The organism is Citricoccus sp. I39-566, assembly GCF_031432995.1.
GTDB lineage: Bacteria > Actinomycetota > Actinomycetes > Actinomycetales > Micrococcaceae > Citricoccus > Citricoccus nitrophenolicus_A.
The window spans coordinates 2150965-2165458 of the sequence record NZ_CP133842.1 but is presented as its reverse complement, the minus strand read 5'-3'; the positions used below and the strand labels follow the sequence as shown (position 1 = coordinate 2165458).

At 71.3% G+C, this 14494-nt stretch carries 12 protein-coding genes; 5 read left to right on the top strand and 7 right to left on the bottom strand.

The genetic code is table 11. The annotated features are described in order from the left end of the window. Nucleotides 1-39: 39 nt before the first annotated feature. The 6 genes from RE421_RS09915 to RE421_RS09890 form a co-directional block, all read right to left on the bottom strand. Nucleotides 40-561, bottom strand: coding sequence for a DUF4233 domain-containing protein (locus tag RE421_RS09915; protein WP_309809255.1), 522 nt, complete (start codon nucleotides 559-561; stop codon nucleotides 40-42). Beyond that, nucleotides 551-2092: a glutamate ligase domain-containing protein gene (locus RE421_RS09910; RefSeq protein ID WP_309809253.1), complete on the bottom strand. Its 1542-nt coding sequence runs from the start codon at nucleotides 2090-2092 to the stop codon at nucleotides 551-553. The genes RE421_RS09915 and RE421_RS09910 overlap by 11 nt, the downstream gene beginning before the upstream one ends. Then, complete coding sequence (gene ileS, locus RE421_RS09905) at nucleotides 2089-5523, bottom strand: isoleucine--tRNA ligase (protein ID WP_309809251.1); 3435 nt, start codon at nucleotides 5521-5523, stop codon at nucleotides 2089-2091. The genes RE421_RS09910 and ileS overlap by 4 nt, the downstream gene beginning before the upstream one ends. 311 nt (nucleotides 5524-5834) lie before the next feature. Then, a complete protein-coding gene (locus RE421_RS09900; protein ID WP_309809250.1) occupies nucleotides 5835-6296 on the bottom strand; it encodes a hypothetical protein in 462 nt (153 codons plus the stop codon). Nucleotides 6297-6298: 2 nt separating this feature from the next. Beyond that, on the bottom strand, nucleotides 6299-7078 hold the full coding sequence (locus tag RE421_RS09895) for an SDR family oxidoreductase (RefSeq protein ID WP_309809248.1): 780 nt from the start codon (nucleotides 7076-7078) through the stop codon (nucleotides 6299-6301). 22 nt (nucleotides 7079-7100) lie between these two features. Beyond that, nucleotides 7101-8558, bottom strand: a complete 1458-nt coding sequence (locus RE421_RS09890) for an FAD-linked oxidase C-terminal domain-containing protein (protein WP_309809246.1) — start codon at nucleotides 8556-8558, stop codon at nucleotides 7101-7103. Between the two features lie 60 nt (nucleotides 8559-8618). Here RE421_RS09890 and valS point away from each other — a divergent pair, with 60 nt between their 5' ends. The 5 genes from valS to RE421_RS09865 all read left to right on the top strand — a co-directional run bounded on the left by valS (nucleotide 8619) and on the right by RE421_RS09865 (nucleotide 13787). Next, the gene (valS, locus tag RE421_RS09885) at nucleotides 8619-11303 is read left to right on the top strand and encodes a valine--tRNA ligase (protein ID WP_309809244.1); all 2685 of its coding nucleotides are present in this window, start codon (nucleotides 8619-8621) and stop codon (nucleotides 11301-11303) included. 232 nt (nucleotides 11304-11535) lie between these two features. Further along, nucleotides 11536-12636 (top strand): SpoIIE family protein phosphatase, encoded by a 1101-nt coding sequence (locus RE421_RS09880; RefSeq protein ID WP_309809243.1) that lies wholly within the window; start codon nucleotides 11536-11538, stop codon nucleotides 12634-12636. A gap of 13 nt (nucleotides 12637-12649) precedes the next feature. Further along, on the top strand, nucleotides 12650-12982 hold the full coding sequence (locus RE421_RS09875; protein ID WP_309809241.1) for an STAS domain-containing protein: 333 nt from the start codon (nucleotides 12650-12652) through the stop codon (nucleotides 12980-12982). 4 nt (nucleotides 12983-12986) lie between these two features. Further along, nucleotides 12987-13421: an ATP-binding protein gene (locus RE421_RS09870; protein WP_309809239.1), complete on the top strand. Its 435-nt coding sequence runs from the start codon at nucleotides 12987-12989 to the stop codon at nucleotides 13419-13421. Between the two features lie 9 nt (nucleotides 13422-13430). Further along, entirely contained in the window at nucleotides 13431-13787 is a 357-nt protein-coding gene (locus RE421_RS09865) for a hypothetical protein (RefSeq protein ID WP_309809237.1), read from the top strand. A gap of 21 nt (nucleotides 13788-13808) precedes the next feature. Here the strand turns inward: RE421_RS09865 and RE421_RS09860 are convergent, their stop codons facing one another. Continuing rightward, nucleotides 13809-14447 carry a DsbA family protein gene (locus RE421_RS09860; protein WP_309809236.1) on the bottom strand — a complete coding sequence of 213 codons (639 nt, stop codon included), beginning with the start codon at nucleotides 14445-14447 and terminating at the stop codon, nucleotides 13809-13811. Nucleotides 14448-14494 lie beyond the last annotated feature (47 nt).

Below are 14494 nucleotides of genomic sequence, written 5' to 3'. Positions count from 1 at the left end.
CCCACCCTAACGGGCCGCACAGGGTCAGGCCGGCCGGTGTCACACGGCGTCCGGGTGCTCCTCGCGCCAGCGGGCCTCTGCCCCGGCGCGCTGGACGTTCTCCCGGTCGATCTGGGCGCCCTTGGTCACGGCGTACCACCAGGCGAGTCCGAAGCCGACGCCCACGATCGCCATCGTGTACTCGATGAACGCCGACGCCACCAGCAGGATCTGGATGATCCAGCCGATCCAGAGGCCCACCGGCTTCCGGACCAGCGCGCAGTCCAGGACGGCGACGGCGGCCAGGGCCAGGGAGATCCCCAGGGCCCACGGCGCCATCGGCGTGCCTCGGTTCACGCCGAACATGGCCAGGCCGAAGAACACCAACACGAACGCCTCCATCACGAGCACGGAGGAGGTGAAGGTGGCCCGGATGGAGCGGGCCTTCTTCGGCTGGCCGGGTGTCCAGGCCCGCTGGGCCTTGGACTCGCGCGCCGGCCGCCAGTCCTCCTGCCCGCTCGAACCTCGGTCGCTCGGGTTCCGGCCGACGACGTCCGGACCGTTCGTCTCGTCAGCGCTCATCGTCCCCGCCCTCGTCGAAGATGTCCTCGAACTCCTCATCGTCCTCATCCAATCCGTCGCCCAGCTCGAGGCCGAAGTCGTCGAACACGTCCACGGCCGTGGGCACGGCCACGACCTCGGGCGTCCCGGGCCCCTCGGAACCGCCGGCGGGGGCGCCCAGCAGCTCGCGGGCCTCGGCCACCAGCGTGATGGAGCCGGTGATCAGCACGCCGCCGCCCAGCCCGGAGGCGTCGGTGCCACCGGCGTCCGCCGCCTCGGCGCGGCCCACGGCCCACTCGATCGCGTCGGGGAGGGACTCGGTGGCGTACAGGTCCTCCTCCGGCCAGCCGGCGTCCAGGGCCAGCTGTCCCAGTTCGCCGGCGGGGATGGCCCGCGGCGAGTCGGACTGCGTCAGGCAGAGGTCCTCCACCTCGTCCCCGAACTCCCGGTAGAGCTCCGTCAGCATGGACAGGGCGTCCTTCTCGGCCAGGATCCCGACCACCAGGACCAGTTTCTCCAGCCCGAAGGCCTCCTGCAGCGCGCCGGCCGTGGCCTTGATCCCCGCGGGATTGTGCGCGGCGTCCACCACGATCGTCGGGGCCTTGCGCAGCACCTCCAGCCGGCCCGGCGCCGAGACCTGCGCCACGCCCTGCTGCAGCAGGTCGAACTCCAGGGGCTTCTCGCCGCCGAAGAACGCCTCGAGCGCGGCGATCGCCACGGCCAGGTTCTCGGCCTGGTGCCCGCCGTGCAGCGGCAGGGTCAGCTCCGGATAGCGCCCGGCGATGCCCTGCACGGAGACCTGCTGGCCGCCGACGGCCACCGAACGGGACTCCACCCCGAAGTCCACGCCCTCGAACCGGAATCCGGCTCCGGCGGCGCGGGCAGCGTCCAGCAGCACCTGGGCGGCGTCCGGATCCTGGGCCGCGGAGACGAGGAAGCCGCCGGGCTTGATGATCCCGGCCTTCTCCTGCGCGATCTCCGCCTCGGTGTCCCCCAGCAGGTCGCTGTGGTCCAGCGAGATCGGCGTCACCACGGACACGGCAGCGTCGGCCACGTTGGTGGCGTCTGTGATCCCGCCGAGGCCGACCTCGAGCACCACCACCTCCACGGGCTCGTCCGCGAAGACGGCGAAGCCGAGCACGGTCACGGCCTCGAAGTAGGTCAGCCGGACCTCGCCGGCCGCCTCCAGCTCGGCGTCCACCACCTGCACCACGGGCAGGATCTCGTTCCAGATCCGCACGAAGGTCTCATCGGCCACGGGGGCGCCGTCGATGCTGATCCGCTCGGTCACCGAGCTCAGGTGCGGCGAGGTGTACCGTCCCGTGCGCAGCCCGTAGGCGCGCAGCACCGACTCGATGATCCGGGCGGTGGAGGTCTTGCCGTTGGTCCCGGTCAGGTGGATGACCGGGGCCGCGCGCTGCGGCTCACCGAGCAGTTCCATGGCCCGGAACATCGGGCCCATGCGCGGTTCCATCTTGTTCTCCGGGGCCCGCGCGAGCAGGTCCCGGTAGACGGCGTCGACCGTCTCAGGGGTCTCGGGCAACAGGGTCATGCCTCCACCTTCTCCACAGTGACCTTCTCCACCGTGACCTGCACGGTCTTGGTCGCGTCGTCCGCCGGGTCCTGGCGCGGGTCCTCGGCGCCGGAGTCCTCCAGCACCAGGTCCACGGTGAGGGTCTCGTTCGAGACGAGGTCCCGGTGCCCGTCCACGGACTGCACGACGGCGGCCGGTCCGGTGATCACGGTCCGCACCCGGTCCGAGACCTCCAGCCCGGCATCCTTGCGGGCCGCCTGCACGGCGCGGATCACGTCCCGCGCGGTGCCCTCGGCGGCCAGTTCGGCCGGCACCTCTGTATCCAGCACGAGGAAGCCGCCGGGCACCACGGTGACGGCACGGGATGCGGCCGCGGGGCCGCCGTCGTCCCCGTCCTCCGGGCCGGCGGCGCCCACCGTGGTCTCGAGGGAGTACTCCCCCGCCTCCAGCGCGATGCCACCGGCCACCACCGTGCCGTCCTCGGCCTGCGACCAGTCGCCGGACTTGGCGCCCTTGAGGGCCACCTGGACCTGCTTGCCGAGCCTCGGCCCGGCCGCCCGGGCGTTGACGGACAGGGACTGGCTGATGCCGAAGTCCGCGGCGGAGACCTCCGCGGCGTCCAGCAGCTGCACGTCCTTCAGGTTCAGCTCGTCCTTGAGGATGTCCGTGTAGGCCCCGGCCAGCCCGGCGGCGTCCGGCACCACCACGGTCAGGGACGTCAGCGGCAGGCGCACCCGCCGCCGGGCCCCCTTGCGCAGGGAGGATCCGGCGGAGGCGATACGGCGCACGGCATCCATCCGCTCCACCATCGCCTCGGAGGCCGACTCGCCCTCAGCGCCGGAGCCGAAGCCGGAGAAGAACGGGACCGGATCCGGGTAGTCGGTCAGGTGCACGGAGCGCCCTCCGGTCAGCCCGCGCCAGATCTCCTCGGCCACGAGCGGCATCAGGGGCGCAGCCGCGCGGCAGAACGCCTCCAGGCAGGTGAAGAGCACGTCCAGGGCCTGGGTGTCCTCGTCGAAGAAGCGCTGACGGGAGCGCCGCACGTACCAGTTGGTCAGGGTGTCCGTGTAGGCGCGCAGGGCGTCCGTGGCGTCGGAGACTTCGTAGGCGTCCATGCCGGCCTTGACCTCGCGCAGCATCCGCCCGGTGGCGGCCAGCAGGTACTGGTCCAGGGGGTCCGTGGACTCGTACCGGGTCTGGGCGCGGTAGCCCTCGGGCCGGGCCCCGCCGTCCACGGCGGAGTTCGCGTACAGGCTGAAGAAGTGCCACACGTTCCAGGCCGGCAGCAGCACCTGGCGGGTGCCCTCGCGGATCCCCTCCTCGGTGACCACCAGGTTGCCGCCGCGCAGGATCGGCGAGGCCATCAGGAACCAGCGCATGGCGTCCGAGCCGTCCCGGTCCAGCACCTCGGAGACGTCCGGGTAGTTCTTCAGGGACTTGGACATCTTCTGTCCGTCCGAGCCGAGAACGATCCCGTGGCTGATCACGTTGGAGAACGCCGGCCGGTCGAACAGGGCGGTGGACAGCACGTGCATGGTGTAGAACCAGCCGCGCGTCTGGCCGATGTACTCCACGATGAAGTCGGCGGGGTGGTGCCCTCCGTCGAACCAGTCGCGGTTCTCGAAGGGGTAGTGCACCTGGGCATACGGCATGGAGCCGGAGTCGAACCAGACGTCCAACACGTCCTCCACGCGCCGCATCACCGCACCGGCGGCGGCGGCCTCCGGGTCCGGGTGCGGGCGGGTGAGGTCGTCGATCCAGGGCCGGTGCAGGTCCACCTCTCCGGCCGCGTTGCGCGGCAGCCGGCCGAAGGCCTCCTCGATCTCGGCCAGGGAGCCGTAGACCTCCTGGTGTGGGAAGTCCGGATGGTCCGACTCCCACACCGGGATGGGCGAGCCCCAGTACCGGTTGCGGGAGATCGACCAGTCCCGAGCGTTCTGCAGCCACTTGCCGAACTGGCCGTGCTTGACGTTGTCCGGGATCCAGGTGATGTCCTCGTTCAGCTCGACCATGCGGTCCTTGAAGGAGCTCACGGAGACGTACCAGGACGTGATCGCCCGGTAGATCAGCGGGGTGCGGCAGCGCCAGCAGTGCGGGTAGGAGTGCTCGTAGGAGGCCTCCTTGACCAGCTTGCCCGCGGCCCGCAGGGCCCGGATGATCGTCCGGTTGGCCTCGAAGACCTGGACGCCGGCGATGTCCTGGAGCACGCCGTCGCCGCGGGACTCGTCGGCGAACAGGGGCAGGAACCGCGCGCCGGAGTCCACGGAGAGGATCACCGGGATGCCGTTCGCCTCGCAGACCCGCTGGTCGTCCTCGCCGTAGGCGGGGGCCTGGTGCACCACGCCGGTGCCGTCCTCGGTGGTGACGTAGTCGTCCACCAGCACCTGCCAGGCGTTCTCGGTCCCGTACTCCGCGGCGTCCATGAAATAGGTGAACAGCGGCTCGTAGGTGAGTCCGCCCAGCCGCGCGCCCGCGTAGGTGGCCGTGACCGCCTCGGTGATGGCGCCGGCGTCGGGATATCCCAGCTGACCGGCGTGCGCGCCGAGCAGGTCCGCCGCCAGCAGGTACCGGTGGCCGGCGACCTCCTCGGCCGCGTCCGGCCCGGCAGGGACCACGGCGTACGTAAACTCCGGCCCGACGACGAGGGCCTGGTTGGTCGGCAGGGTCCAGGGGGTGGTGGTCCAGGCGAGGACCCGCACGCCGGTGAGTTCGGCGGCCAGCTCCGGCTCGACCGCCTCCGCGGTGGCGCCCGTGACGGGGAAGGCCACCGTCACCGAGGGGTCCTGGCGGGACTTGTAGACGTCATCGTCCATGCGCAGCTCGTGGTTGGACAGCGGCGTCTCGTCCTGCCAGCAGTAGGGCAGCACCCGGAACCCGCGGTAGGTCAGGTCCTTGGAGTGCAGGGACTTGAAGGCCCACAGCACGGATTCCATGAACTCGGGGTTCAGGGTCTTGTAGTCGTTCTCGAAGTCGACCCAGCGGGCCTGCCGGTTGACGTAGTCGCGCCATTGATCCGTGTACTTGAGCACTGAGGCGCGGCAGGCGTCGTTGAACCGGTCGATGCCCATGGCCTCGATCTGGGCCTTGTCCGTCATCCCCAGCTGCTTCATGGCCTCGAGCTCGGCGGGCAGCCCGTGGGTGTCCCAGCCGAAGCGGCGCTCCACGCGGCGGCCCTGCTGGGTCTGGTAGCGGGCCACGAGATCCTTGACATAGCCGGTGAGCAGGTGGCCGTAGTGCGGCAGGCCGTTGGCGAAGGGCGGGCCGTCATAGAACACGAACTCGTTGGGCGTGCCGTCCTGGTTCTCCGCCGGGCGCGCCTCGATGGAGGCCTGGAAGGTGCCGTCCGCCTCCCAGTACTGCAGGATGCGCTCCTCGATCTGTGGGAAGCGCGGGGAGGCGGGGGTGCCGGAGGCGGTGGCGTCCGGATCGGAACTGACGAGGGGGTACACGGCGGCGGTCCATCCTTGCGTGAGGTCGACGGTGGTGCTGGTCTGCTCTGGTTGCAAGGACGCCTGGGCCGGCCGGGACTCCTGGGAGGCCGGGGACGACGGCGGCGCGGTACCACCCTGCTTGCCGTCCCCTTCCCCGGTGGTGCCGGGAGGCGGAGACGGCCGCTCGTGACAGCTGTGACGGGCTGACCCGTCCGGTTCTACTGGGTTCCGCTGGCCGGCCTCGGGCTGGCTGCGGGTCCGTTCTTCCGGAAGCTCACCGGTGATGGCCGGGTCGACGCTGGTGGGTATTCGAGATGCTGGGGCCGATTCTACGCCTTTTCCCCGGCGGGGGTGGACGGCGGCGCGGACGGCTTCTGCTGCGATGAGTCGGCGTACTCCAGCGCCCCGGTGAGCACCCCGGCGGCCACGGCGTAGGTCGCCCGGGGATGGCGGGCGCCCAGCCTGGCGACGAAGGCCTCCGCCCAGCGGTCCGAGACCGCCGTGAACCACATGGCTCCGGCGGCGACGCCACCGGCCACCGTGCCGATCAGGGCCGGCGCCGCGATGCGCCGGGCCAGCGGCTTGGCCGGCCCGGCCGTGCCCTGCACCTCCTCCTCGCGCCGCATCCGGTCCATCGCCAGTGCCGATCCGCCGGCCGCGGCCACGGCGGCCAGGCCGCCGGTCCACAGCACCAGCGGTGCGCGCGGGATCCGCCAGAGGGGAATCGCCGAGGCGGCCCCCGTGGCCAGTCCCATGCCGAGTGCCCGGCGCAGTCTCGGGGTGATGTGCATCGTCAGTCCTCCTGTTTCCTGATGACCTTGAACTGGGCGGCCTGGGCCACGGGACGCAGCACGACCTGGTCCAGGTTGACGTGGTGCGGCACGCTGACGGCGTAGGTGCACACGTCCGCCACGTCCTCGGCCGTGAGCGGGGACTCCACACCCGCGTAGACCCGGTCCGCCGCCTCCTGGTCGCCTCCGAGCCGGTTGCGGGTGAACTCCTCGGTGTGCACCATCCCCGGCAGCACCTCGACGACCCGGACGTTGTGGTCGGCCTCCTCGAGGCGCAGCGCCCCGACGAGCCCGTGCTGGGCCATCTTGGCCGCGTTGTAGCCGGCGCCGCCCTCGTAGCTGGCCAGGGCCGCCGTCGAGGTCAGGACCAGGACGGTGCCGCGGCCGGTGGCCCGCAGCATCGGCAGGAAGCCCTGCGTGGTGTTCAGCGTCCCGGCGACGTTGACCCGGTACATCCAGTCCCAGTCCCCGGGCTGTCCCTCGGCCACCCGGTCCGTGCCCAGGGCGCCGCCGGCGATGCACAGCAGGGTGTCCGCTCCCCCGCCGTCCTCGACCGCCCGCACGGCCCGGTCCACCTGCTCGCGGTCGGTGACGTCGGCGGGCAGCGGCACGATCCGGCCGGTCCCGGCAGGGACGTCCGCGGCGAGGGACTCGAGGCGCTCGGCCCGGCGGGCGATGGCGTACACGGTCCAGCCCTCGGCGGCGAGTTGGGCGGCGGTGGCGCGGCCGATGCCGGACGAGGCTCCGGTCACGACGGCGGCGCGGTGAGGTTGAGCGGTCATGTCACCACCCTAGTCAGCAGCGTCACAGCGCCGCGAACTGCTTGCCGGGGTTCAGGATGCCGAGCGGGTCGATGGCGTCCTTCACGCAGCGGTGCAGCCGGCGGCTGCCCTCGTCCAGTTCCCGGGCGAGCCACGCGCTCTTGAGGGAACCGACCCCGTGCTCGCCGGTGATGGTCCCGCCGAGTTCCAGGCCGACCGCCATGATCTCGTCGAAGGCCTCGTGGGCCCGGCGCACGGAGGCTTCGTCCGCGGTGTCGAAGAAGACGGAGGGGTGGACGTTGCCGTCACCGGCGTGGGCCACCACGGCGATCATCAGGCCGGTGCGTGCCCGGAGGGCGTCGAGCCGGTCGTAGAACTCGGGGATGGCGGTGCGGGGCAGGCAGACGTCGTCCAGCAGCTGTCCCCCGCCGTGGTCGCGGGAGTACCTCTCGAACGCCGGCTGGGCCAGGCGCCGGGCCGCCACCAGGGCGTCGCTGTCCTCGGGGTCCTCGCTGAAGGCCACGTCCAGGGCCCCGAGCCGTTCCGCCACGGCGGCGAAGGCGGCGACCTCGCGGGCGGCCTCGGCGGCCGTGCCGTCCCCGTCCGACTGCATCAGCAGCAGGGCCCCCGCCTGGCTGTCCAGGCCGAAGTCCCCGAACCGGTTCAGCAGGTCGATGGAGGCCCGGTCCAGGGACTCCATCATGGAGGGCCTCGCCCCGCCGCCCATGAACTCGGCGACCGTCTGGGCCGCCGCGCGGGCGTGCGGGAAGGTGGCCACGGCCGTCAGGGGCGGCGGCAGGCGCGGAACCAGCCGCAGGGTGGCCTCCACGATGATCCCCAGCGTCCCCTCGGAGCCCACGAACAGTCCGCAGAGGTCCAGGCCGGCCACGCCCTTGGCGGTGGTGCTGCCCAGCCGCGTCAGGGTGCCGTCGGCCAGGACCACAGCGACCTGGCGCACGTAGTCCCGGGTGACGCCGTACTTCACGCAGCACAGCCCGCCGGCGTTCGTGGCGAGGTTGCCGCCGATCGAGGACAGTGCCACGGACCCCGGATCCGGTGGGTAGGACAGCCCGTGGGGGGCCAGCGCGTCCTTGAGGTCCTGGTTGATGATCCCGGGTTCCACGGTCACGGTCTGTTCGGCCGGGTCGATCTGGAGGATCCGGTCCATCCTCTCCACCGAGAGCAGCAGACACCCGTCCACCGCGTTCGCGCCGCCGGAGATCCCCGAGCGGGCGCCCTGCGGCACCACGGGGATCCGGTGCTCGGAGGCAAAGCGCATCGTGGCCTGCACGTCCTGCACGGTGCGGGCCCGCACGAGGGCCAGGGCCGTGCCGACGGCGGCGAAGGGGGCCTCGTCCCGGGCGTGGGAGGACACCACGTCCGGGTCCGTGGTCAGGGCCCCCGCCGTGAGCTGCGGGGCGAGTCCGGCACGGAGCAGGTCGAGCTGTTCGGGGGTGTTCTCAGTGTCCTTGGCGTACGGCTCTCCGGGATCGGGTGTCATCTCCCCACCGTAGTCCGTGCGGGTTCGGGGCCATCCGGGGACCGTGGGAGAATCGAGACCATGGCTGAACAGACCCCGGGCACAGACACGCCCGCTCCTTCTCCGTCCACCGCCCCCTCCGTCACCGTTCCGGACCGTCCCGGCCTCGAGGGGCTGGAGGACAAGCTCTCCGCCGTCTGGCGTGAGGACGGCACCTACGCCTTCGACCCGGACACCACGCGGGAGGCGGTCTACTCGATCGACACCCCGCCGCCGACCGCCTCCGGGTCCCTGCACGTGGGGCACATGTTCTCCTACACGCAGACCGACGTGCTGGCCCGGTACCAGCGCATGATGGGCAAGAACGTGTTCTACCCGATGGGCTGGGATGACAACGGCCTGCCCACCGAGCGCCGGGTGCAGAACTACTACGGGGTGCGGTGCGACCCGACCAGGCCGTACATCGAGGGCTACCGCCCGCCGGAGCAGCCCGCTAAGAACCAGCGCGACTGGGACGTGGTGTCCCGCAAGAACTTCATCGAGCTCTGCGAGGAACTGGCCGTCCAGGACGAGAAGGTCTTCGAGGACCTCTTCACCCGGCTGGGGCTGTCCGTGGACTGGTCCCTGACCTACCGGACCATCGACGACACCTCCCGCGCGGTCTCCCAGCGGGCTTTCCTGCGCAACCTGTCCTCCGGGGATGCCTACATGGCCGAGGCACCGACCCTGTGGGACGTCACCTTCCGCACCGCCGTGGCCCAGGCCGAGCTGGAGGACCGCGAGGTCCCCGGCGCGTACTACCGGATCCCCTTCCTCACCCCGGCCGGTGAGAAGGTCTTCATCGAGACCACCCGTCCGGAATTGCTGCCGGCCTGTTCCGCCCTGGTGGCCCACCCCGACGACGAGCGGTACCGGGGATTGTTCGGCACCACCGTGACCTCTCCCCTGTTCGGGGTCGAGGTCGAGGTCCGGGCCCATCCCCTGGCCAAGCCGGACAAGGGTTCGGGCATCGCCATGGTCTGCACCTTCGGCGACCTGACGGACGTCACCTGGTGGCGCGAGCTGGAGCTGCCCACCCGCACCGTGGTCGGCCGGGACGGACGCTTCCACGCCGAGACGCCCGAGTGGATCACCACCGAGTCCGGCCGCACCGAGTACACCCAGCTGGCCGGGAAGACCGTGTTCTCCGCCAAGGAGGCCGTCGTCGCGTCCCTCGGCGTGGCCGGGCTGCTGGACGGGGAGCCGAAGAAGATCACCCACCCGGTGAACTTCTTCGAGAAGGGGGACAAGCCCCTCGAGGTCATCTCCTCCCGTCAGTGGTACATCCGCAACGGCGGGCGAGACCCGGAGCGGCGCGAGAAGCTCGTGGCCCGCGGGCGCCAGCTCTCCTGGCATCCCGAGTTCATGCGGTCCCGGTACGAGAACTGGGTCCAGGGCCTCAACGGCGACTGGCTCGTCTCCCGCCAACGGTTCTTCGGCGTGCCGATCCCGGTCTGGTACCCCCTGGACGACGACGGCGAGCCGGACTACGACCGCCCGATCCTGCCGGCCGAGGACCGGCTGCCGGTGGACCCGGTGGCCGAGACCGCCCCGGGCTACGAGGACTCCCAGCGGGACGTGCCCGGCGGCTTCACCGGAGACCCGGACGTGCTGGACACCTGGGCCACGTCCTCCCTGACCCCGCAGATCGCCGGTCGGTGGAGCCGGGACGAGGACTTCTTCGCCTCTGTCTTCCCGTTCGACCTGCGGCCCCAGGGCCACGACATCATCCGGACCTGGCTCTTCTCCACCGTGGTCCGCGCCGAGTCGCTCCAGGACACGGTGCCGTGGAACCACACCGCGTTGTCCGGCTGGATCCTGGACCCGGACCGCAAGAAGATGTCCAAGTCCAAGGGCAACGTGGTGGTCCCCACCGAGGTGCTCGACGAGTACGGCTCGGACGCGGTCCGCTACTGGGCCGCCTCCGCCAAGCTCGGCGCGGACACCGCCTACGAGGTCGCCCAGATGAAGATCGGCCGGCGGCTGGCCATCAAGCTGCTCAACGCCTCGAAGTTCGCGCTGAACCTCGGCGCCTCCGTGGAGCACGTGGTCCGGACCGCCGAGGACGCCGCCGTCATCACCAACCCCCTGGACCGCGCCCTCATGGTCCGTCTCTACGACTCCATCCGGCAGGCCTCCCGGGCCTTCGAGTCCTATGACTACGCCCGTGCCCTCGACCTGACGGAATCCTTCTTCTGGCAGTTCACGGATGACTACGTCGAGCTGATCAAGGACCGCGCCTACGGCGGGCACGGTGACGCCGAGCAGGATTCCGTGCGGGCGAGCCTCGCCACCACCCTGGACGCCCTGCTGCGCCTGCTGGCCCCCTTCCAGCCCTTCGCCACCGAGGAGGTCTGGGGCTGGTGGCGGACCGGATCCGTGCACCGCGCCGAGTGGCCGGGACAGCCGGACCAGATCGTCGGCATCGAGGCGGCCTCTGCCGGGGCCACCGCAGACGTCCTGGCCGCCGTGGCCCTGGCCCTGGGCGGGATCCGCAAGGCCAAGTCCGAGGCCAAGGTGAAGCAGCGCACCGCGGTGCTCTCCGCCGTCGTGACCGCCCCGGAGAACCGCCTGGGTTCCCTGCGGGGCGGGCTGGCCGACCTGAAGGCCGCCGGCAACGTCCGCGACCTGGCCCTGGTGGCGGGGTCCCCCGCGGGCGAGACCGACGTGCTGGTCTCCGAGGTGGTCCTCGCCGCGCCGGAGACCTCGGAGGCGACCGCCGGCTGACGCCGCAGCCGCCACGGCCTCCAACGCGCGACCAGCGCGCCTGTACAGGGCCGCCCGGTACCGAACGGTTCCGGGCGGCCCTCGTGCATCCCGGACGGGTTCCGTCGGCGGGGTGAAAAGTCCGGCGCGCCGTACCGATAGGACACGTACAGGAAGGCTGGCGCACTGTCCCCCCGGTACCCCGTCCTCCACCACACGGTCTCCGCACCTTCTCATGGGAGTTGGTTTTCACATGGCGCCACCCACCACCACCCGTCATGCCCTCGTGGTCGAGGACGACGAGGACATCCGCAGTCTGCTGGTCCACACCCTGAACAAGGAGGGCTTCACCGTGACCGAGGCCCCCACGGGTTCCCTGGCCGTCGAGCTCGTCCAGAGTGTCGAACCCGAACTGGTGACCCTGGACGTCCAGCTGCCCGGCATGAACGGCCTCGAGGTCTGCCGCCAGGTGCGCGAGCACTCCAACGCCTACGTGGTGATGATCTCCGCGCGGTCCACCGAGACGGACAAGCTGGCCGGTCTGGAGGCGGGCGCGGACGACTACCTGACCAAGCCGTTCAGCACGCGCGAGCTCCGGGCCCGGGTCGCCGCCCTGTTCCGCCGGCCCCGCACCACGGACTCCGCGCCGGAGCAGACCGAGCGCGAGCGGGCCGTGGAGGTCCAGCGCGGGCTGCTCCCCAACGCGCCGCCGGACCTGCCGGGCTATGACGTGGCGGCGGCCTTTCAGCCCTCCCGGCTGGTCGGTGGGGACCTCTACGACTGGTACGTGGAGTCAGGCCAACTCCACCTGACCCTGGCCGACGCCATGGGCAAGGGCATGGGCGCTGCCATGATCGCGGCCTCGGTCCGGGCCACCTTCCGCTCCGTGGCCATGATGCCGGGCCTGACCAACGCCTTCAACCACGCCGCCGCGGCCCTGTCCAGCGCCCTGGAGAGCTCCGGTTCGTACTCGACCGTCTTCACCATCCGGATGAACCCCGCCAGCGGGCGGCTGTCCTATGTGGACGCCGGACACGGCATCGCGGCCATCGTCTCCGCCGACGGAAGCACCCGGCGGCTGGAGCCCGGAGGGCCCCCGGTGGGTCTCTGGTTCGAGGACCAGTGGGAGGCGCTGCGGGCCGACCTGTTCCCGGGAGAGTCCCTGATCCTGGTGTCCGACGGCGTCCTGGACGCCGTGGGCGACCTCGAGGACACCCAGGCGGCCATGTCCGAGATCGTCCTCGCCAACACCACCGCCCAAGGGATCGCCGACGACCTGGCTCGATTGGCCAAGGACGATCCCGAACACGACGACGTCACGGCCGTGGTCGTCCGCCGACAGCCCGAATCCTGAGGAAAGGACCCCCATGCAGTTCACCGTGGACAGACACGACACCTTTACGGAGGTGAGGAGTGAGGGCCGGCTCAACATGGTCGCCGCGCCGAAGCTCAAGGACGTCATCAGCAGCGAGATCGGTGCCGGATCCCGGCAGATCGTGGTGGACCTCGGTCAGACGGAGTTCATGGACTCCTCGGGGCTGGGCGCCCTCATCAGCTGCCTGAAGATGGCCCGGCAGGCCAGCGGGGACCTACGCATCGCCAACGTGCCGCCGCAGGTGCTGATGGTGCTGCAGCTGACCAGCATGGACCGCGTCCTGACACCCTACCCCGACGCCGCGTCGGCCTTCCCCGGAGGCTGAACCGATGCCAGCGATCACCCTCCGCCTGCCCGCCGAGCCCGAGACCGTGGAGGCGGTGCTCGATCAGCTCGGGCACCTCTGGGCCCGCGCCGAGCACGTGCCCTTCCCCGACCGGATGGCCTTCGACCTCGCCGTCATCGAGACGGTCAGCAACACCATCCAGCATGGCGTGGCCGACCCCGGCCCCCTCGAGCTGGGGGTGGAGCTGGACGCCGGCGACTCCGAGTTGCAGGCGACCATCGTGGAGTACGACGCCGCCACGCCCGAGGTGTGGCCGGAGGCACCGCGGGCCCTCGACGCGGAGATCATGGACGCCGCCCAGCAGCACCTGACCGAGTCGGGCCGGGGTCTGGCCCTGATCCGCACCCTGGTCACCCTCGGGTTCGAGCGGGTGGGGCCCCACAACGTCTGGCGGCTGTGCCGGCAGACGGGCGTGTAGGTTGAGGGCATGACCCGACCCATGGTGATGGCCACCGTCCTCGCCGGCATGGGCGTGCTGCATCTCGCCGCGCCCCGGCCCTTCGACGGGCTCATCCCCCGCGCGCTGCCGGGACCGGCCCGCGCCTGGACGTACGGGTCCGGCGTGGCCGAGCTGGCGGTGGCCGGCCTGCTCGCCGTCCCGGGGAGCCGACGCGCGGGTGGCCGGGCCGCGCAGCTGCTCTTCCTGGCCGTGTGGCCGGGGAACTTCTACCACGCCTACCGTGCCCGGAACGCCTCACCGAGGACCCGGGCGATCACGCTGGCGCGCCTGCCGCTCCAGATCCCGATGATCGCCGCGGCGGGGCGGATCGCCGCCGGGCGGTGAGGCTTCAGGGGGGCGCCTCGCTCAGTCGAACTGGGGGTCCGTGGTGCGGGAGCGCTTGATCTCGTAGAAGTAGGGGAAACCGGCCAGCGTGACGGCGGCGTCGAAGATCCGGCCCGCCTCCTCACCGCGCGGGATGCGCGTCATGACCGGACCGAAGAACGCGGTCCCGTTGAAGGCCACCACGGGGGTGCCGACCTCGTCCCCCACCTTCGCGATGCCCTCCTCGTGCGAGGCACGCAGCGTGCCGTCCAGCGCGTCCGTCCGGGCTGCCTCGAGGATCTCCTCGGTCTCGAGGCCCAACTCGTCCAGGGCGCCGCGGACGGCGGCCTCGAAGTCCCGCTGGCCCTCGGTGTGGATCCGGGTGCCGACGGCGGTGTAGTACCGGCCCACCGCACCGTTGCCGTGCCGTTCCCACACCTGGGTGGCGGCCCGGGCGGGCAACCACGCGCGTTCCAGCAGGGACCGGTAGCCCTCGTCCAGGTCCTTGTCCTCGTTCAGGACGGACAGGGACATGATGTGCCAGTTCACGGTGATGGGGCGGACCTTCTCCACCTCCAGCATCCACCGTGAGGTGATCCAGGCGAACGGGCAGACGGAGTCGAACCAGAAGTCCACGGTCTCGTTCTCCGTGGGCGTGGGGATGCCAGCGGTCTCGGTCACAGGTGCCTCCAGGGGTGGCGTCGATGAGCGGCGTGAGCCGCTCGGGT

What these genes read in the sequence shown, in the direction of transcription:
- RE421_RS09895 (WP_309809248.1), bottom strand. Translation starts at nt 7,078, where the DNA reads ATGACCGCTCAACCTCACCGCGCCGCCGTCGTGACCGGAGCCTCGTCC.
- RE421_RS09865 (WP_309809237.1), top strand. Translation starts at nt 13,431, where the DNA reads ATGACCCGACCCATGGTGATGGCCACCGTCCTCGCCGGCATGGGCGTG.
- RE421_RS09915 (WP_309809255.1), bottom strand. Translation starts at nt 561, where the DNA reads ATGAGCGCTGACGAGACGAACGGTCCGGACGTCGTCGGCCGGAACCCG.
- RE421_RS09890 (WP_309809246.1), bottom strand. Translation starts at nt 8,558, where the DNA reads ATGACACCCGATCCCGGAGAGCCGTACGCCAAGGACACTGAGAACACC.
- RE421_RS09900 (WP_309809250.1), bottom strand. Translation starts at nt 6,296, where the DNA reads ATGCACATCACCCCGAGACTGCGCCGGGCACTCGGCATGGGACTGGCC.
- RE421_RS09910 (WP_309809253.1), bottom strand. Translation starts at nt 2,092, where the DNA reads ATGACCCTGTTGCCCGAGACCCCTGAGACGGTCGACGCCGTCTACCGG.
- RE421_RS09875 (WP_309809241.1), top strand. Translation starts at nt 12,650, where the DNA reads ATGCAGTTCACCGTGGACAGACACGACACCTTTACGGAGGTGAGGAGT.
- RE421_RS09870 (WP_309809239.1), top strand. Translation starts at nt 12,987, where the DNA reads ATGCCAGCGATCACCCTCCGCCTGCCCGCCGAGCCCGAGACCGTGGAG.
- valS (WP_309809244.1), top strand. Translation starts at nt 8,619, where the DNA reads ATGGCTGAACAGACCCCGGGCACAGACACGCCCGCTCCTTCTCCGTCC.
- RE421_RS09880 (WP_309809243.1), top strand. Translation starts at nt 11,536, where the DNA reads ATGGCGCCACCCACCACCACCCGTCATGCCCTCGTGGTCGAGGACGAC.